Genomic DNA, 19,013 nt, shown 5'->3' with positions numbered 1-19,013 from the left:
CTCACGACCCAAACCGCCGCACATGATACTCAAGCCTTCCCCTATCCGGAAGTCGCCCGCGCCTCTGCGCGCGGCCTTGCGTGCGCTGATGGTCTCGGCCTGTGCGTTGACCACCCCGGCAGCCCTCGGACACCCGAGCGGCCACCGCCGTCCCGTCCTCTCGCCCACGCCCAACACCCATCCCTACCTGGCGATGCTGGTGCCCACACCATTGCGCTTTGCCGCTCCCGAGCGGCCGCCCGCCGTGCTCAAAATCGAACCGCTCCCCGAGGAGATCATCGAGGAAGCCGCGACCGACGAAACCGCCACGACCGAAACCTCCGCCACTGGACTGCCCGGCGGCTTCTTCGGCGACTTTGGCGATTTTAACTTCGCCCTCCCGTCCACCAGCACCCTCGACAGCTCCCTCGCCGGACTCGATCCCGCCAACGACTCAACCGCCGAAAACAATCCCACCGAAGAAGACCAACCCAAAGGCCCACCGCCCATCATTCTCAACGAGGACTCGATGTTAGGTGACCGCACCGAGGACATCATGCCCTTCTTCCGTCTGCCCTCCGTTCCCTCCTCCGCGACCTTCCGCCAAAAATGACGCTCCGCTCCCGACTCGCGCTCCTGCTTCTGTTCGCCGTCCCCTTCCTGGGCCGCGCCAACACCGCGGAGCCGAGCCCGAGCCACGAGCATCATGAGCCGGTCCCGGCCGCGGCACACCACGACGCCAGCCCGGCTCCGGAGCACCACGATGCTCCGGCCGTGCTGCATGAGGGCACCCAGGCGGCCGAGCACGATCACGCCGACGACGACCACGCACCGTCGCCCACTGCGGCGAACGATCATCACGCCGCTGCCCCCGCGGCCTCCTCCCACAGCGGCGAAAACGACCACGGCCTCCGTCAAGGTCATCCCAACAGCCACGACATCGCCACCGCGCCGGACAACCCCACCGAGTTGACCGGAGCCCCGCTCGAGAGCCTCATGCGTCTCGGCGAAAGTCAGGCCGCCACCGGTGACCACGAAGGCGCCATCACCGCGTTCTACCAGGTGCTGGAAAATCACGCCCCGCCGGAGATGGAGGTCGAGGCCCTCATCGGTCTGGCCAAAGCCTACCAGGACTTGAACGAGCGCACGCGCGCCGTCGCCATTCTTGAGCGCCTCGTCAAAGACCACCCGGGGTCCCCCTACGCCGCCAAGGCCCTGCTCGACGCCGGTCGCCTGCACCGCTCGCTCGGCGCGGATCGCCTGGCGCTGTCCCGTTTTTATTCCGTGCTACAGGCCACCCTGCGCATTCCCGACCAAACCTGGGTCGACCGCTACCGCCAACTCGCCCGCACCGCCCAATACGAGATCGCCGAGACGCACCTGCGCGCCGGTCGCTACGAAGAGGCCGAGCGCTACTTCAACCGCTTCGCCCTGCTCGAGCTCGCCCCCACCGACCGCGCCCTCGGTGCGTTCAAGGTCATCGAAGCCCGCTCCGCCGCCGGTCGCCACGAAGCCGTGGTGAGCGGCGTGAACGAGTTCATCGACCAATACCCGCGCGACCGCCACGTGCCCGCCGCCCTCCACCACGCCACCACCGCGCTGCGTGAACTCGGTCGGGCCGACGACGCCCTCGCCCACACCCTGCACCTCCTGCAAGCCAGCCGCGAAGAACAGTCCGGCGATCCCTCCGCTTGGGCCTACTGGCAACGCCGCACCGGCAACGAGCTCGCCAACACCTTTTTCCAACGCGGCGAGTTCGCCAACGCCCGCCAGATCTACGACACCCTCGCCTCGCTCGACGGCGATGCCGAGTGGCGTCTGCCCGCCTCCTACCAAGCCGCCCTCTGCCGCGAACGTCTCGGCATGACCGAGGAGGCCATCGCCATGTATCGTGACATCGTCGCCAGCATCACCGAGGCCGAGTCCATTGGCCTGCAGGAAATCGGCGAGATGGCCTCCTGGCGCATCACCCACCTCGAGGACCTCGAACGCGAACGCGCCGACATCAGTCTCCTCATCAATTCCCTTCCCCCAGAAGGCCAAACCCACACCGCATCGAACCCATGAACCCAAACCTGTCCGAATTCGCCGCCACCTGCGACGAAGCCTACTCCCTTCACCTGGCCGAAAACCGCGCCCTCAAGGCCGGCAACCACTTCAATGACCCGCAACTGCGCGAACGTCGTGAAACCCTGCTTGAGCGCCTCAACACCGTGTTGCCCGCGCTGCACGACTACCGGCCCAACCACCTGACCTCCGACGCCCGGGCCGAGGTGGCCCGCCTGCGCGAACGCATTTTGCAGACCCTGCACCTCAGCCGCGAAAACGAGCAACTCCTGCTCCGCGGCAGCCTCCAGCGCCCGGCCACCGCCACCGCCGTGGCCGCCCCGCCCGTCGCCACCGCCGCCCGCGCCTACGGGGCCTGAGGCGATCGGGGGATCAGGGATGCGCCCCCCCGCTGTAGCCGGACTCGGTGAGCCCGGTCCCCGCATCCCGCATCCCCAAAAAAAGCATTCGACAAGCCCGCACCTCCGCGCCTCCTTTTCCACCACCATGGCCCAGTCCGAAGTCAAACTCGTCCGCAAATCCGACTTCCTCGTCGATATCGTCGCCGTTGGCGCGTTCTTCTGCTTGTTCGCCTTCCGTTGGCTCCCCAGCCACGTGCCGTCGAACGACCCGACCATGGTGACCCTGTGGTCCATGGGCACCGCCGCCTGCATGAGTGGCACCTTCTGGCTCGCCCTTTGGATGCTGCGTATGGTTGCCCGCTACCAAAAGGTGCTCAACACCCGCAACTGACCTCTCCCCCGACCCGGCCGCGCGCCGGGTTTTTTGTTTTGCGTATTAGCCTTTGACCGCGCCGCGCCGCGGCTTTGAGTCTTGCCGTGGCCGCATCCTCCCGCCCTTCGCTCCCCCGCACCACCTCCGCCGTCGAAGACTACCTCGAGCGGATCAGCGAACTCATCCAGACCAAGGGTTACGCCCGTGTGGTCGACATCGCGGCGGAGCTGAAAATTTCCCAAGCCAGCGTCACCACCATGGTGCAGCGCCTGGATGCCGAGGGCCTCGTTAAATACGAAAAATACCGCGGCATGGTCCTCACCGAAACCGGTCAGGCCGTGGCCGCCCACATCGCCCACCGCCACGAGTTGCTCACCCAGTTCCTCGGCCTGCTCGGCCTGGAGGACGAGGTCATCGCCCGCGACGTCGAAGGCATGGAGCACCACGTGAGCCCCGAAACCTTCGCCGCCCTCGGTCGCCTCACCAAACACCTGGAAACCCACCCCGACCTCGCCGCCAAACTCCGCCAGCCGGACTAGGCGCTGATTTTACAGGAGGAAACGGAGGGCAACAGAGCGTGGAGCCCCAGCAGCCCGCAGAGCTCTACAGAAGGCAACGAAGAGAACGAAGGGCCCAAGAGGTAAAGAACGCTCACAGACGCTGAGCTTCACCAATCCGTATCAGCGGCCATCAGCGAAGATTGGCGTTCCCACCTCGGCCTGACGGATCTGTGCTCATCTATTCCATCTGCGGTGAAACCACCCGCAAGCTGACTGCTCCCCCACCTTCGTTGCCCCCTGAAGCACAAGCGCGCCAACGGGATGCTCACTCACCGTCGAGCATGGCCTTCATTCCGCGCACCGTCGCCTCGTCGACCTGGAAGGCCTCAACGTCAGGAAACCTCGTTTGGCCTTCTCGGAGTCGATGCAGCGCTTCGTCTTCCCGATTGAGCAGGAGCAAAACCGCGACTTGTTGAAACAACTGGTTCCAGTCGGACGGGTGCTTCCGGAACCGAAACTCATGCCATTTGAGCGCCATCTCAAACGATTGCTGGGCCAACTCCTCCTCGCCCTGCCGCCACAGCGACAGCCCCAAACCAACCCACGCCTCGGCAAAGTCCGGTTTCTCGACCGTCGCGCGGAGGAACAAGTCCTTCGCCGTCGAAAGGTCTCCGCTCTCCAGCGCCCTGGCAGCTTTCCCGGCTAAATCATCCGCCGAGTCCTCCGCGATGCTAGCAGGCGAGAACAAACAAACCAACCCGACAAGGACGCAAAACCGTATCACGATTCAGAACCACACGCCAAAGTCGCCTAGAACGCGATCCCCGATCCCGCCCTCTACTGCTTCAGCCTCCTGTCCGTAAATCCGGGCAGACCATGCGCGTTGGCGATCAGGCCAAAGCCGTGAACACAACCAGAGGAACGCCGATAGCCGCTGATCATCACTCATCGGTATCAGCGAACGTCAGCGAAGATTAGCGTTCCCGCCTCAGGCTGACGGCTTCCTTACCTTCGTTACCTTCTGTGAAGAAAGCCCGAGGCTGACGGGCCTCCGGTCTCTGTTCCCCTCCCTTCCCTCCTGTGAAAAGAAAACCAAGATCAGAGCCCGTCTTCGCTTTCCGCTTCGGCCTGCTTCTTCTCGACCCGCGTCGCCGCGGCGATCGCGATCCAGTAGAGGCCATACAGCGACATCGCCAGGACCGACTGATTGATCGGGTCCGGAGTCGGTGTGACGATCGCCGCCACCACGAAACACAGCACCAGCGCGTGGCGCCACCAACCGCGCAATTTCACGCTGGTCACCAGGCCGAGGTGCACCAGCAGGACGATCACGAGGGGAAACTCGAAGGCCGCCCCCACCCCCATGCACAGCCAGATCAGGAGTCCGTAGTAGGAACCCGGGGTCCAACGCATGGTGAAGCCGAACAACTCGTTGAGCCCGATCGACACCCGCATGGTGCCGGGCACCAGCAGGAAGAAACTGAAGCACACCCCGAGCAGGAAAAACAACAGCGCCGCCGCGCAGCCCGGCGCCACCAGCTTGAGCTCCCGCTCATGCAAGGCCGGCGCCACAAACTGGCCAATGAAGAACAGGATGAACGGCGCCCCCAGCACCAGGCCGCCAATGAAGCACATCTGAATCACGACCGTGAAGCTCTCCATCACGCTCACCGTGCCCAGATCGAGCGCGAAGTCGGTCTTCTCCGACTGCACCCACTCCAGCGGCAACATGAGGATGTGATTGAACTCCTTCAGGAAGACACCCACCAGCACCGCGCACACCGTGAACGCGATCGCGCTCTTCACCAAGGTCCAGCGCAACTCCTCCAAGTGGTCGAAGAACGCCATGGGCTTCTCGCGCGCCGAGACGGTCTCTTCGTCATCCGACCCGATCAGGGCCGCGGAATCATCATCGTGCTTGGACATGGACAGGTGCTAGAACAAGAAACCCGGCATCGTGCCGCAATCGCGCGCCAGCGAAAGCACGGAATTCAAATCGGCACCGGTAAGCTACGGCGCGACCGGGAATATCGATGCGACGGCGAGAGTCGTGTAGTCGGGCCGTTCAACCCAACCGTCCCCACGTCGTCCGGAGGCCGACTTCCACCTTTCACTTCCCCAAGGTGGACGCCGACGTCCCCGACGGCGTGTTCCATCTGCCTCTCGGTTCCGGCCGTCACTTCGGGAGGCGCACCCTGGATCCATACTACAAACCTCCTTAACTCTTCCGCCCGCCTTCCGAGTGCCGCCGCCGGAATTCCCCCGGGGTGATCTGGGCCAGCCGCTTGAAGACCACGCTCATGTATTCCACGTGCTCAAAGCCCGCCAACTCGGCGATCTTCTTCAACGGAAAGTCCGTTTCGATCAAGAGCTGCTTGATGCGATCCACCTGCACCCGCCGGATCTCCGCCTGGGGCGAACGGCCGAAAAACTTGCGAAACTTCTTTTCCAACTGGCTGCGCGACGCCGCCGCCTGACGCAGGACCTGATCGACCGTGATGCCCGAACACGCGTGCTCGCGGATGTAGCTCAGCGCCGCCGCCACGTTGCGATCATCCACCGCCAGCACATCACTCGATTGCCGCGCCACGACCCCGCGCGGATCAATGCGCACGTAGCTGTCCGGCAGCTCCTCCCCCATCATCAAGCGATCCAACATCTCGGCCGCCCGGTAGCCCGATTGAAACGGATCCGTCGCCACGCTGGAAAGCGGCGGGAAGCACAGGTCACAGCGAATCGCGTCATTGTTGCTGCCCAAGACCGCCACCTCCTCCGGCACGAGAATGCCCGCCGCCTGACAGGCCGCCATCACCTGCAGCGCCCGCATATCGTTGCAGGCCATGATGCCGATCGGCTTCGGCAGTCCATGCAACCACCTGGCCAGCACCGCGGTCTGCTCCTCGTCCCACTGCGGGGTGAGATCGCCCGGGTAACTCACGTCAAACCCCTGGCTTTCCAGCCCGCCCAGCCGGGCCGCTTCGACGAATCCATCGCGGCGCTCGACCGCCCAAGCGTGATTGGAGAACCCACAAAACGCGACCTGCCGAAACCCGCGTTCCAAGAAATGCTCCGCCCCCAAATGCCCGAGCGCATGATTGTCGGGTCGCACTTTGGGCACACCGTCAAAGGGATCGCAGTCACTCAGGTCCACCAACGGAATACCCGCAGCCCGACACTCCGCCACCATGTCGGCGGTCGTGTTTCGGCTGATCACGCCGGACCAAGGTTTGCCGCGAATCCATCGCGGGTCGTCCACGGCCTTGGCCTCGTCATCGAGATAGGCCTGCCAAGGTCGGTGCGACCGCTCGTAGTGCGCGATGCCCCGCAGCATGGACGGGCATTCTTCATAGATCATCCTGAAAACCAGCAGGACTTGGGGACGCATCGCTCCATCCAAGCTTCACCGCCGTCCGGCCGCAAACCCGATCCACTCCCCGCGCCTCACCTCGCTCGATCGTCGGCGACCGGGCAAAAATAGAGCCGGCCGCGTCCCTCGAAATCCTTCACACTGGGTGGTGTATATCGTTTGTGGTGAAGATGCGAGCGGAGCGGCCGGCTTTGTGTCACCAACATCGGCACAATCCCGGTCGTCCTTGAGCGATTTACCGAAAAATCATGCTCGCCAGGTGAAGGCATGACACAGCGCCACGCCCGCCGCGTCGGCCTCGTCCGGTGCCAGCGCCCGGCCATGCCCCAGCAAACCCATCACCGTGCGCGCCATCTGCTCCTTGCTCGCCCGGCCCACGCCGACCACCGCCTGCTTCACCCGCAGTGGCGGGTATTCAAAGACCGGCAACTCCCGCAACGCCGCCGCCGTGATCGCCGCGCCGCGCGCCGCGCCCAAAATCTGGGCGGTCTGAAAATTCTGCACGTAGATCGTCTGCTCCAGGGCCACGTGCACGACCTGGAAATCCTCCAGAAACCGCGTGATCGCCCGGTGGATCTCCGCCAGCGCCTCCGGCATCGGCCGCTTTGCGTGCACCTTGACCGTCTGGCAACGCAACATCACCGGCTGCTTACCGGGCTGAAAATCGATCAGCGCCAAACCTGTTCCCCGCAGCGAAGGGTCGATGCCCAGCACCTGCCCCCGAAACGCCGTGCGCTGCATATTGGGCAAGGCGCGTGGGGTCGCTCCGGCGCGCTGCGGCCGCGAGGAGGCCGCCGGCACGTCTTTGCCCGCCAACTTCGCCGCCCACATCGCTCTGACCGACATCTTCGCCATACTCGGGCAAGGTTTAACCACGGATGAACCCGGATAGACACGGATATTTTATCTCCCCCCGTCCGTGTTGATCCGTGCTCATCCGTGGTAAAAAAGAATCCTGCCCCGCGGAGACTCAGAACAACAGCTTCAGTCCGGCCAGCGCACTGGCCCACAGCGCGAGGTTTTCGAACAGTCGCTGATCGATCTTGGGCAACAGCCACCGCCCGATGAAGGCCCCCAGGAACACCGCCGGCGCCAGCATCAGATTCCCTCGCGCGCTCTCCCATGAGATCAGGTCGAGGTTCACCATGAACGGCACCTTGAAGAGGTTGATCAGGAAGAAGAACACCGCGCCCGTGCCCATGAACTCCATCTTCGGCAGCCGCATCGCCAGCAGGTAGATCGCCATCAGCGGCCCCGCCGCATTCGCCACCAAGGTCGTGAATCCCGCCATCACGCCAATAAACGCCGCAAACGCAAACCCCAGCCCCGCCGCCTCCTGCCCTTTGCGCCGCCGCCACAGGTGAATCGCCACCATCACGATCACGATGCCGCCGATCAACAAACTCGCCTGTCGGTCATCGATCCGCCCCATCGCCAACCAGCCGAGCAACACGCCCCCCGCCGTCCAGGGAAACAAGCGCCCCAGATGCTTCCACTGCGTGTGCGCCCGGTAGGCCTTCACCGCCACCAGATCGCCGCAGATCAAGAGCGGCAGCACAAAGCCACTCGCCTCCTTCGCCGGCAGCACAAAGTTCGCGAACAGCGTCACCGACACCATGCCGAGCCCACCGATCGCGGTCTTCGACACGCCGATGAACATCGCCGCCGTCAACGCCAAGATCCACTGCCAGGGTTCCAAAGTCATACGCTGAGCGGACTAAATCCACCTCCGCTCACTTCGAACACCTGCCAACTGCCCAACGTTGAATCCGGCGCCGTCGTGCCTGTTGCGATCACCTGTGCCTCCGCCGGCACCGCGCTCCAAAACCGCTCGCGGCGCACCGGATCCAGTTCGCCCAAAACATCATCGGCCAACAGCACCGGCAACACCTGTCGTTTCGCCAGAAACCACGCCGCCTGCGCCAAGCGCAGCGACAAGACCAAGGCCCGCTGCTGACCTTCGGACGCAAAGTTCTTCGCCTCCTTGTCGTGCAGCAGAAAATCAAAATCGTCCCGATGCGGACCGTTCCCCGTCGAACGCATCGCCAGGTCACGCCGCCGTCCCGCCGCGAACTTCGACCGCAATCCTTCGACCGTATCCTCCTCCACATCCGCCGCGTAGGCAAAGGCCGCGGGCTCCGCCCGATCCGCGATGTGCGCATAGGCCTCGGTAAGATCGCTGGCCAAGGCCGCCAGCGACTCGCGCCGGGCCCGCACGAGGACCGCGCCGTGCTCCGCCATCACATGTTCAAAGGCATCCAACTGCGCCGCGCCCGCCTCGCGTTTAAGCAAGGCATTCCGCTCGGCCAGCGCCCGATGATAAGCCTGCAATGCTTTGAAGTATCCTCCATCCGTCGCCGACAGCGTGAGGTCCAGCCACCGTCGCCGTCCCCCCGGCGAACCGCGCACGAGTTGCTGGTCCTGCGAGGAAAACACCACCGTCGGAAAACGTCCGATCACCTCGGCCAAGCGCGTGACTTTGGTGGATTCCAACCACGCCTCCTTCGCCCCGGGACGCAGTTTGATCGTGAGCTGCGTCTCGCCCTCCAACTCATGATCCAGCTCCACCGCAATCGCCGCTTCCGCCCCGCCATGACCAATCAAAGTCTTCGCATCCGCCGATCGAAATGACCGCAGCGCGGTGATCAATCCCGCCGCCTCCAACAAATTCGTTTTCCCCTGCCCATTGCGCCCCACCAAAAAATGCAAGCGCCCGACCAACTCCAACCGCGCGGCGGAGATGTTCCGAAACTGCTGCAACGCAATCCGACGAATCTGCATCAGAGCGGAAGGGAACGGAGTTTAACCACGGATGGACACAGATGGGCACGGATCCGATCCGACGGAGCCACTGGTAAGGCTAATCCACATCTGTGTCTATCTGTGTTCATCTGTGGTTAAAAAAGCACTACATCGACACCACGTTGGCCGGCGGCTTCGTTTCGTCGGCGACCCCGACCAAGGCGTCGGCCAGGGCCCGCCACTCAGCCGGAGTCGTGTCCCAACCCGCACTGATCCGAATCGTGCGCCGCGCCTCTTCGCCCGGCACCCCCATCGCCGCCAGCACGTGCGAGGGTTTGTCCTTGCCGCTGGCACAGGCCGAGCCGGTCGAAACCTCAAAGCTCCGCTTGTCCAGCTTAGCCACCCAGCGCGTCGCCTCACCGTGCGGCAGCACCAGCGCGACCGTGTTCCACAGGCGATCCACCACCGGCGCCAAAACCCGCGCGCCCTCCAGCCGCCGCGTGATCTCCGCTTCGAAGGCCGCACGCGTTCGCAAGCGTTCATCCTCGAACAGCACCTTGGATTGCTCGGCCTCCAGCAAGGCCGCGACCATGGCCGCGATGCCCGGAAAGTCTTCGGTTCCACCACGCTGACCGCCCTCCTGCCCGCCGCCACGCCGCATCACGAAGCCGTTCTCCGCCTCCGGCCGCAGCAGAAAACCCACGCCCTTCGGCCCGCCGAACTTGTGCGCCGAGCCAAGCACCCAATCCGCCGCGCTCAATCCATCGGCCGGTAACTTGCCCAACCACTGCGTGGCATCGCACACCAGGGGCACACCCGCGGCGCGACATTTTGCGGCCACCTCGCGCCAGGGTTGAATCACGCCGGTCTCGTTGTTCGCCGCCATCAACACCACCGCCCGGGCCCCGGCCGCCAGCGCTTCGTCCACCCGCTCGATCACGACCTGCCCGCCTTGATTGGACGGCAATCCGAGCAACTGACTCTTGTCAAAGTAGCTCGCCGCCGCGCCCCACGTTGCCGGGTGCTCCGTCACACTGATCGCGATGGCCGCATCGGGCGCCACTCGCTCCGACAGGTGCTGCATGATCGCATCGATCCCCTCGGTCGCGCTGCTGGTGAACACCACTCGCTCAGCCCTGGCACCAAAGACCATCGCCAGCTTCTCCCGCGCCGCCTGCAGGCGCAGCCCCACCCGCGTCCCCGCCCGGTGCAGGCTCGACGGATTTTGCCACGCCTCATCCTGCGCCTTCAGCCACGCTTCCCGCGCAGCGGAGCTCAAGGGACTGGTCGCGTTGTGATCAAAATAGGGCACAGCCGACCACCGTGCGCACCTCCCCCGCCCCGATCAAGCCCGCACCCAACACTCCAAGGTGGACGCGGACCTCCCGACCGCGTCTCACGGCATCGGCAACTCGTCCTGATACGTCTCCCACCCGTCGATCAGTGCATGCATCACCTGGCTGCCCACCCGATGCGCGGCATCCAAAGACTGAAAATACGCCGAATAACCCGGACCCAGTTTTTCCCCACTCAAGCTCTCGGCCGCGTCTCCGCCCGGCCATTGCATCGAATAGTTGCTCGCCGTGCGCAGCACCAGCAGGCGCTTCACATCGACTTTGCCCGCCCGCGTCAGCCAGAAGAGCGAATTGTAGGTGCCGGTGTCCTCCATCGCGCTGGTCACAAAATTGCCCTGCCCCTCCGTGTAATAATCGACCCATTGGTTCGCCCACTCGTTCAGGATCTCGCCATGCCAATAGGTCATCGCCGCGAGCTGGTCGCCCTTCAGCACAAACGGCTTCCGCTGCGCCATCGGGTAACCCTCATACAGCGCCCGCTTCTCCGCCATTCCCTCGGAATCCTGCAGTTCCGTGTCCTTGGTGAGCTGATACGCCCACTCCACCAACGACGGCACCAGCCGAAACACCTGGCCCTCGCTGCCATCCACCGGCTGCTGGAATGGATACGCCTTGCGCAGCGGAATGTAACCCGTCGTCCAGTCCGCCGGCGCCTCGCGAATATCAATCTCATGCCCGAGGTCGCCATCCACCAGCCACTCCGCCCACGCCGCCGAGCCGATCGACATGTCGTTCGGGTCCACGCCCGCAATGCCCGCCACGATCCAATAGGCCTTGCTCAGGTCAAAACGCGGATCCAGCCCCAGCGCCATGATCGTCGCCGCGCTTTTGGCCGTGCCGACCCCGGTCACCACGCCCAGCACACTGCCGTCCGCCGTGCCCCGCAGATCCCGATACCCCTGTGGAAAAGCATAGGTCTCGGTCAGCCCCTCGCGCTCCACCCAATACTGAAACTCGCCCGGCCGATCCCCCGTGTCCTCCCCCGCCTCAAACATGGCCACCACCACCACCTTCACCGGAATCGGGTCCGCTGCCCAAACCGACCCCGCCGCCACCATCAGAGAAAAACCCAACACATAAAGGGAACGCATCCCGCATCCGAAGCAGGCCCCATGCCCCCGTCAAAACCCAAAGCACCCCCAGCCCCATCAACCCGGAGAATTTGTAACCTATTAGGTGACAATTTCGCTGGCGCCGCCCCGGCAACGATCGCGTTTCAAGCGCTCATCTAGCGTTTTGTAGATCTACCGACCTCAACTCTCTCCTCCCAAATTGTCACCTATTAGGTGACAATTGGAGCCACCAAATCGGGTCTTTATTGGCGGCGCGGGGGTGCTGAGGCTTGACCGGGACTCGGCCGGGTCGCGATGCTTACCCTTTTCCCAAAGCAACATGAGCACTGAAAACACCGCCAACGAAGTCGCCGTCATCACCACCAGCTACGGCGACATGACCCTTTCCTTCTGGCCCGAAGTCGCGCCGAAGACCGTCGAGAACTTCAAGAAACTCGCCCGCGAGGGCTTTTATGACGGCACCGCCTTCCACCGCATCATCAAGGGTTTCATGATCCAAGGTGGCTGCCCCAACACCAAGGAAGGCGCCTCCGGCATGCCCGGCACCGGCGACCCCGGCTACAAGGTGAAGGCCGAATTCAATGACAAGCATCACGCGCGCGGCGTGATTTCCATGGCCCGCGCCGCCCACCCGGACAGCGCCGGCTGTCAGTTCTTCATCTGCCACGGCGAGGCCGGTTTCCTCGACCGCCAATACACCGCCTTCGGCCAACTCACCGCCGGCGACTCGGTGCTCGAGCAGATCGCCACCGTCCCGACCAAACACGGCGGCGGCGGCGAAAAGAGCACCCCCATCGACCGCGTCGAAGTGAAGTCGATCAAGATCGTCGCCGCCTGAGCCTCGATCCCGGTCGCCAAATTTGCAGACGCCCCGGCTTTACCGCCCGGGCGTTTTTGTTTCCGGCGGGTTGCGCTTAAAGTAGTTCGTGCAACTGCATGAGCGCGAGGGCCACGCCCGACACATAGTCACCACGCCCCGTTCGCAGATGGGTCACGGTTTCCCGCGCTTCCGCATCCAAAGCGTCCGCTCTCAAGCGGAGGTGGGCCAACGCGAGCTGGGTGCGATCCGGCCATGCCAACTGCGGTAATCGCGCCCGAATCCGGTGCAGGTTCACTTCGTTTGGCGACTCGGCGAAAGCCTCCACCCAAGCCAGCACTTCGACCGCCGATTCATCGCTCGGGTCGAGTTCAAGAATCTTGATTAACTGCGCTCGCCATCGATCAACCCGAGCTTTTTCGCCGCCCGTCCACGTTGCAAAATCACCACTCGACCATTTCTCCTCAATGACAGCCTGAGGCTGCGCGCGCAACTGTGCCGACACGGTCGAACCGGCCTCAACCGCCCGTTGCCACCACGCGGCGGCCTGCTGAACTTCACCGTCTTGTCGCGCCTGCCAGCCCAACAGGGTCAAAGCCGCGACATCCTGTTCATTGTCGGCCAAACGCGCCTTCAACACATCACGCATCTCCGGATCGCGAGTGAGGCGCACGCGCAGTTCCATGAACAAGGTTTCGAGTTCGCTGGCCGGAACCGTCACCATGTTCGCTGCCTCCACCTTGCCCCGCTTCGCGAGTGGATGGAATTCCTCTCGCGAGCGTTTTCGCCGCAGCATGCGTTGCATTGCATCGTCGATCCCCGCCAACGACTGACCGGTCTCCCGCACGAATACCTCCGCCACGTCATCGTTGCCCCTCCCCCAAGACCGGAGGATGGCTTCAATCGCATCGGCGCCACCGAATTTTCGCCCCTGATCGTAATGCGCATACTGCAGGAACAACCAAGCTTGCGCAGTGTGCGCATACCGCACGCCGGGCACCGCAAATATCTCATCCTCCTCGGTTCGACGCAGAAAATCCTCCCACGGCGCAAGTGCGTCCAATGCCTCCAGAAAGTCACCGCGAGAACCGTCCCAAGCGCCAAAGGCATACTCATCCTTGAGAACCCGGACCTGCGCCAACAAAGCGACCAGCCCGTCCTGATACCACAAAGGCAACGGCCGACGCAGTCGCGCCAAATGGATACGAGCACAAGGCCACCGCAACAACCGTTCGGTTCGCTCCCATCGTCGATCTCCCGACAACACCACCGTGGCGGAGTCCTCATCGATGAAGGTAAAGTAATCCAAGTCCCGACCCGGACCGCCGGAATAGAGTGGATTCCAGACGATCTGACGGTGCAAACGGGTGGGGCCACTCGAAGTCGGCAACGCTCTCATCACCCGCCCATACTCCCGCTGCTTCGCTCCCATCCACTCCAGCTCCCGTTCGTATTTTTGCCAAAGGTTCTCCCCGGTAGATTGGGACGATTCCTCCGGCTCCGACACCGGTTTGTAGGGATCCAGATCCCACTCCCGGTCGAACAGGACGATACGGATCGGTCGGCGCGTCGCCGGCGTGTGGCCAAGACGTTCCTCCAATACGGTGCAGTAGGACTCCAACCCTTCCAATATTTCCACCGCCTCGGATTTCCCGGCGGATGTTAACAGTTCAAAATGGGGGGTTCGAATCCGCAACCAGGACGCCTCGTCCCCCCGGACCAGCGAGACCGCCACGATCGCCCCTGCCAACAATACCAGGCATCCGCGTCGCCGGATCGTGCGCCCCACCTCTGTCAAAACTGCCCGGAGCATCCGCATTGGTTTCCGCCTCAACCGTCACTTCCCCGCCGAACCAGGTGCCAACAGGTGCGGGATCATCGTCTCGAGTTTTCCCCGGGCGTTGTTGTCGATCAGACGACCGTCTTGACCGATCACCCACACGGTCGGGATCGAGGCGATTGCGTGCTCCCGGCTCAGTTTGGTGTCCCAGCCGCGGCCGTCGAAGTAGTGCGGCCAGGTCATGCCGGACTGGGCGGCGAAGGCCTCCATCTTGCGCCGATCCTGATCCAGCGACACCCCGACCACCGCCAAGCCCTTGTCTTGGTATTTCTGATACAGGGCGGCCAGCTCCGGCGCCTCCTTGCGGCAGGGCGGACACCAGGAGGCCCAGAAATCCACGATCACCACCTTGCCGCGCAACGCGGCAAAATCGACCGCACTGCCATCGGCCGCTTCAAATTTCAGGTCCATCGGCGCGAGGCGATAGTCGAGCACCGCCAGCTCCTGCTCCGCTTCGTTGGCCAGCCTGATGTTGTAGCGGTCGGCCAACTTCTTCGCCTGCTTCAGCAGCGATCGCGCCCGCTCGGCGTCTGACCGCACCAACAGTCGTCCCGCCTCCAAGGCCAGGGGCGCCGCCCCCGCATGACGACGGTTGGCCTTCACAAAGGCCTCCGTGGCTTCCAACAGCTCTTCCAGCGCCCCCGGGGCAAAGCCATCGCGCTTCCCGCGATTGAAGCCCACCGCGATCCACTTGTAGGTCGCGTTCGCCGCCAATCGGTCGGTCACCCCGGGCAAACGCCTCACCTTGTTGAGATGTTCAAGCCAATCATCGATCGCCAGCTCCCGGCCGAGTGCCTTGTTCGCCTCGGGCATGATCAGGGCATGCAGCGCGCGCGCATCGGCCCAGCGTTTGTCGCCTTCGTGCGCGCTGATGAACGCCTCCAATCGCAGATTCAGCAGCACCGCCGTGGAGAGAATGGGATCGTTGGAGACCGTCCGCTCGCGCACCTTCGGCGGCCCCTTGGCGTTCAATTCGTCCAGCCGAGCTGACAGCGATTCGATTTCCTTCCACTCGTCCTTGGGGGAGGCGAGCGCCACGAATGGCAAACCCAACAACAACCACCAACCCGCCCAAAGCTTCAGTCCATTCACGCTCCTGGTCCGATGCAACATGGGCGCATGCAGGGCGGTTTCGGCGGCGCGGTCAACCATCGGTCACGTCGTCGCCGCCATCATGCGCCACTCTCTGGCGCGCGACTATTCCGCTTCGGCCGGAAGAGCCGCGGCCACCGCCCGCACGGCCGGCGCCCACTCCCAGTTTGGCCAGGCCTGCAACGAGTTCACCAGATTCCGCGCGGTCGCGGCATCACCCAAGCGCGACTGCAGACGGGCGATGGCGAGGTAGGTCAAATGTGGCCGCGCCATTTCACCAACGGCTCGCTGCACCCGGTTGACGTTGGCGATGGACGGCTTCTCCGCCAACGCCTCCAACCAAGCCAACCATTGCACGGAAAAATAATCTCCCGGATCAAGCTCCAGCGCGCGCTCCAACTCGGCCCGCAAGGGCTCGGCTTCCGCCGGTGAAAACTGCTGCTCGATCGCGCCCTGCGCCAGTCGGCGGCGAATCTCCCGCTCCGCGCGAAAACGCACCACAAAGGCATTCTGCGACCCGGCTTCGCGCGCCTGATCCCAATGCGCCTCCGCCGATTCCACATCACCCAGGACGAGCGCGAGCGAGCCCTGCAGTTCCCGCAGTCGCAACCGCGAGGTCTCCGCCCGCGCCACCGCCAGTTCCGCCACCGTCGCGTCGTCTTTCTTGAACCGCGCCTTCACTTCCCACAGCGCATCCTCCACCCCGACCGGATCCGCCTTCTTCAGCCGCAGCTTTGACTTCACGCCTCCCTCCGGCAGCGGCAGATCGGCGGCCGGGAAATCGGTCTTTCGGGTGTAGGCCTTCATCTCCTCCGTCAATTCCTCCATGCTCACCCCGAGGTGTCGCTGCACGAGCGCCGCATAATCCCTCTCACCCATCTGGGCATCCAGCGCCATCTGCAGGATGCCGGCCCGCCAGGTTTGCGCGCGCTCCGGACTGAGGAAACAGTAGTGCAACAGCGCCCACGCCTGGGCGTCGTGAACAGGCGCCCCGATGGCCGACAATCTTTGCCACAGCGACGGCTGCATATGGAGGAGTTCGCTCCACGGCATCTGTTCGCGCCGTTGCAGCACATAAACTTCATCGGCACTCGCCCGGCCCAACATCATCTCGTTCCGCCCAATTTCAAAGGATGCAAACACCTTCGACAGGCCGGCCCCGAACCAAGGCGGCTGGCTCATACCGATCGAGCTCAGCAGCGTGTAGGCATAGACCTTCTGCACGCTGCGCCGTGAGTGTTTCCAACGGCTCTCGCCCGACATCGCGATCAGCGCGCCGTCCGCTTGGCTCACGCCGCGGACATTGGTGAACATATTATACTCCGCCATCTCGTCCTCGCCGACGTAGGGCTCCATGTCCCTCTGCCGATCGAACAACACAATCCGGGTGCGCTGGTTGACCATCCGCCGCCCGCCGAAGACCTGCATGATCACGTCGTGATACACTTCCAGGTCACCCAGGACCTCCAGCGTCTCCGCCTTGCCCGCCGAAGTGAATACTTCGAAGTGCTCAGTTTCGCCATAGAGCCACTCCGCCCGCCCACTGGCGACGACCGTCAAAAACAGGACTGCCACCAACGTTCCAAACCGACGCCGACGCTTGATCAAATCGTGCATGGTTGCTCACCCAAGGCGCGCGGCTGAGCCTTGGCAATCCCACGAAACGCATCGGCGCCCCGCCGCGCCGCGCCGCTCAGCCTTCGGTGCGGGTGGCAGGTTTGGCAGCGGCCTCGTTGTCGTCTTTGAGCACCGCGCTCACCCGGTCGACCACCTGGCGCCATTCCCACCGGTCCCAGTCCGCAAAGCGGGTCGTGATCTCCCGCGCCGTATCCAGATCGCCAATCCGAGCGCGCATGATCGCCACCGCCATGAGCGCAAAGTCCGGCTGCGCCAGGCCCGCCATCACCGCACGCTGCACCCGATTCATGTTGGGCACCGACGGGGTCTCCGCCAGCGCCTCCAGCCACGCCAGCCATTGCAGGGAAATCTCGTCGCTCGGATCCAGCCGCAGCGCCTCCTCCAGCTCCGCCCGCCAGACGATCACTTGCTCGTCCGGAATGAGGTCCGCCGGATCCACGTGCTCCAACCGGGCCCGCAATCCCGCGATCGCACCCTGCCGCACCACCGCCGCTTCGGTCGAACCCGCCGCTTTGGCCTGGTTCCAATAGGCGGTTTGCGCCGCCTCGTCGCCGCGGAGCATCGCATCGACGCCGAGCAAGCGCAGCGCGTCGACATCACTTGGATCCCGCTCCGCCCGCGCCTGCAGTTCCTGCACCGCCTCGGGATCGCGGGTCACCCGCACCCGCACATCGAGCAACACGTTCTCCGTCTCATCCTTGGCCACCCGGTCGAGCTTCACCTTTTCGCCAGCCCACGAATCCGGCCGCTCCGTCATGAGCCCCGGGAAATTGTCCCCCTGCGCGTAGGCCAACAGCTCGGCGGTAAGCTGCTCCGGCGTCACCCCGAGGTGCCGTTGCAGGAGCTCCACCATGTCCCCTTCGCCCCGCTGCACATCTTCCATCCAACGCAGCAACCCGGCACGCCACTCGGCCGAGCGTTCCTCGCTGAAGTAGCAGTAGTGCATCAACAGCCAGGCCTGCCCGCTGAAAAGATCGCGACTGCTCACCGACTGGTATTCGCGCGAGTCCGCTGCCACCGCAAAAAAGTCCTGCCACGGCATCAGGTAGCTGATCTGCCGGATGAACCCCAACAGCTCGCCGCTCGTGCGCCCGACCACGCAGGTCTCCCGCCGAATGTCGAAGGTGGCCATCAACTCCGCCATGCCCTCCAAAAACCACCGCGGCCCCTCCACGCCGGCATTCTGCAACAGCGTGACCATGTGCCGGCCGTAAAGCGTCGCCTTGCTGTTCTCCCAATCGTCCTCGCCCGACATCACAATGAGCGTCTCATCCGGATGGGTGACGGAGTAGGCGTGTTGTTCATCGACGGCATCGGGCGCCGCCGCGACCATCTTGCCGTCGTTGCCGGTCAAGCCGGCGCGCATGGCTTCAAATCGCTTGGCTTGCTGCACGCGCAACGGCAGCGCGTTGATGCGATCGAACCGCGGGATCTCCGGCGTATCCATCATTTGGGCACCCACCGGAATGAAGCGCCGTCGCGACACGTCGTAGGCCAGGGAATCATCGGGTGGCGCCGAGCCGTCCGGCTTGTAGGGCTCGAGGTCGCGCTCCCGGCCGAAGATCACGATGCGCGTTTTGCGATCCGACTGCTGCTGGATCGAGAACATCGCCGTGATCGTTTGGTGAAACAGTTCGAGGTCCGAGATGATCGCGCGCGTCTCGGCTTTGTTGGCCGACGAGTAGACCTCAAAGTGCGGGGTCTCGGCCTGATACCATCGCGGGGCCGCCCTTCCCTCCGCCGCCATCAGGCCAAGCGCTGCCACCGTAAGACCGAGCCGTCGAGTCACCGTCTTCATGGGACGCTGAGTGAATCCGACGGCTCGCCAT

The 19,013-nt window shown here is 64.0% G+C and carries 18 protein-coding genes; 6 read left to right on the top strand and 12 right to left on the bottom strand.

Translation table 11 applies throughout. From position 1 onward, the window contains the following. Positions 1 to 22 precede the first annotated feature (22 nt). The 5 genes from AC0MRV_RS12505 to mntR all read left to right on the top strand — a co-directional run bounded on the left by AC0MRV_RS12505 (position 23) and on the right by mntR (position 3,299). Positions 23 to 592, top strand: a complete 570-nt coding sequence (locus AC0MRV_RS12505) for a hypothetical protein (protein WP_472764812.1) — start codon at positions 23 to 25, stop codon at positions 590 to 592. After that, positions 589 to 2,046 carry a tetratricopeptide repeat protein gene (locus AC0MRV_RS12500; protein WP_472764811.1) on the top strand — a complete coding sequence of 486 codons (1,458 nt, stop codon included), beginning with the start codon at positions 589 to 591 and terminating at the stop codon, positions 2,044 to 2,046. The genes AC0MRV_RS12505 and AC0MRV_RS12500 overlap by 4 nt, the downstream gene beginning before the upstream one ends. Next, positions 2,043 to 2,405: a hypothetical protein gene (locus tag AC0MRV_RS12495; protein WP_472764810.1), complete on the top strand. Its 363-nt coding sequence runs from the start codon at positions 2,043 to 2,045 to the stop codon at positions 2,403 to 2,405. Before AC0MRV_RS12500 ends, AC0MRV_RS12495 begins: the two co-directional genes overlap by 4 nt. A 127-nt stretch (positions 2,406 to 2,532) precedes the next feature. Continuing rightward, positions 2,533 to 2,778, top strand: coding sequence for a hypothetical protein (locus AC0MRV_RS12490; RefSeq protein ID WP_472764809.1), 246 nt, complete (start codon positions 2,533 to 2,535; stop codon positions 2,776 to 2,778). Between the two features lie 86 nt (positions 2,779 to 2,864). Further along, on the top strand, positions 2,865 to 3,299 hold the full coding sequence (gene mntR / locus AC0MRV_RS12485; RefSeq protein ID WP_472764808.1) for a transcriptional regulator MntR: 435 nt from the start codon (positions 2,865 to 2,867) through the stop codon (positions 3,297 to 3,299). Between the two features lie 286 nt (positions 3,300 to 3,585). On the opposite strand, the gene AC0MRV_RS12480 is transcribed toward mntR, so the two are convergent. The 8 genes from AC0MRV_RS12480 to AC0MRV_RS12445 all read right to left on the bottom strand — a co-directional run bounded on the left by AC0MRV_RS12480 (position 3,586) and on the right by AC0MRV_RS12445 (position 11,815). Beyond that, positions 3,586 to 3,909 carry a hypothetical protein gene (locus tag AC0MRV_RS12480; protein WP_472764807.1) on the bottom strand — a complete coding sequence of 108 codons (324 nt, stop codon included), beginning with the start codon at positions 3,907 to 3,909 and terminating at the stop codon, positions 3,586 to 3,588. A 449-nt stretch (positions 3,910 to 4,358) separates the two neighbouring features. Continuing rightward, entirely contained in the window at positions 4,359 to 5,186 is an 828-nt protein-coding gene (gene tatC / locus AC0MRV_RS12475) for a twin-arginine translocase subunit TatC (protein ID WP_472764806.1), read from the bottom strand. Positions 5,187 to 5,478: 292 nt separating this feature from the next. Continuing rightward, a complete protein-coding gene (locus AC0MRV_RS12470) occupies positions 5,479 to 6,645 on the bottom strand; it encodes a XylR family transcriptional regulator (protein ID WP_472764805.1) in 1,167 nt (388 codons plus the stop codon). A 228-nt stretch (positions 6,646 to 6,873) separates the two neighbouring features. Then, positions 6,874 to 7,482: a crossover junction endodeoxyribonuclease RuvC gene (gene ruvC / locus AC0MRV_RS12465; RefSeq protein WP_472764804.1), complete on the bottom strand. Its 609-nt coding sequence runs from the start codon at positions 7,480 to 7,482 to the stop codon at positions 6,874 to 6,876. Between the two features lie 115 nt (positions 7,483 to 7,597). Then, positions 7,598 to 8,332 carry a sulfite exporter TauE/SafE family protein gene (locus tag AC0MRV_RS12460; RefSeq protein ID WP_472764803.1) on the bottom strand — a complete coding sequence of 245 codons (735 nt, stop codon included), beginning with the start codon at positions 8,330 to 8,332 and terminating at the stop codon, positions 7,598 to 7,600. Next, positions 8,329 to 9,408, bottom strand: coding sequence for a DNA replication/repair protein RecF (gene recF / locus AC0MRV_RS12455; RefSeq protein WP_472764802.1), 1,080 nt, complete (start codon positions 9,406 to 9,408; stop codon positions 8,329 to 8,331). The genes AC0MRV_RS12460 and recF overlap by 4 nt, the downstream gene beginning before the upstream one ends. A 127-nt stretch (positions 9,409 to 9,535) precedes the next feature. After that, on the bottom strand, positions 9,536 to 10,681 hold the full coding sequence (locus AC0MRV_RS12450; RefSeq protein ID WP_472764801.1) for a cysteine desulfurase family protein: 1,146 nt from the start codon (positions 10,679 to 10,681) through the stop codon (positions 9,536 to 9,538). A gap of 84 nt (positions 10,682 to 10,765) precedes the next feature. Continuing rightward, a complete protein-coding gene (locus AC0MRV_RS12445) occupies positions 10,766 to 11,815 on the bottom strand; it encodes a purine nucleoside permease (RefSeq protein WP_472764800.1) in 1,050 nt (349 codons plus the stop codon). A 301-nt stretch (positions 11,816 to 12,116) separates the two neighbouring features. Between AC0MRV_RS12445 and AC0MRV_RS12440 the strand changes: the two genes are divergently transcribed. Beyond that, positions 12,117 to 12,635, top strand: coding sequence for a peptidylprolyl isomerase (locus AC0MRV_RS12440; protein WP_472764799.1), 519 nt, complete (start codon positions 12,117 to 12,119; stop codon positions 12,633 to 12,635). 76 nt (positions 12,636 to 12,711) lie between these two features. Here AC0MRV_RS12440 and AC0MRV_RS12435 read toward each other — a convergent pair whose 3' ends face one another. The 4 genes from AC0MRV_RS12435 to AC0MRV_RS12420 form a co-directional block, all read right to left on the bottom strand. Continuing rightward, entirely contained in the window at positions 12,712 to 14,235 is a 1,524-nt protein-coding gene (locus AC0MRV_RS12435; RefSeq protein ID WP_472764798.1) for a tetratricopeptide repeat protein, read from the bottom strand. A gap of 216 nt (positions 14,236 to 14,451) precedes the next feature. Continuing rightward, the gene (locus tag AC0MRV_RS12430) at positions 14,452 to 15,606 is read right to left on the bottom strand and encodes a TlpA family protein disulfide reductase (RefSeq protein WP_472764797.1); all 1,155 of its coding nucleotides are present in this window, start codon (positions 15,604 to 15,606) and stop codon (positions 14,452 to 14,454) included. Between the two features lie 45 nt (positions 15,607 to 15,651). Beyond that, entirely contained in the window at positions 15,652 to 17,163 is a 1,512-nt protein-coding gene (locus tag AC0MRV_RS12425; RefSeq protein ID WP_472764796.1) for a hypothetical protein, read from the bottom strand. Between the two features lie 76 nt (positions 17,164 to 17,239). Further along, the gene (locus tag AC0MRV_RS12420; protein WP_472764795.1) at positions 17,240 to 18,982 is read right to left on the bottom strand and encodes a tetratricopeptide repeat protein; all 1,743 of its coding nucleotides are present in this window, start codon (positions 18,980 to 18,982) and stop codon (positions 17,240 to 17,242) included. Between the last annotated feature and the right edge of the window lie 31 nt (positions 18,983 to 19,013).

Source organism: Actomonas spartinae (genome assembly GCF_051209155.1).
GTDB lineage: Bacteria > Verrucomicrobiota > Verrucomicrobiia > Opitutales > Opitutaceae > Actomonas.
This window is presented reverse-complemented; position numbering and strand designations above follow the sequence as displayed.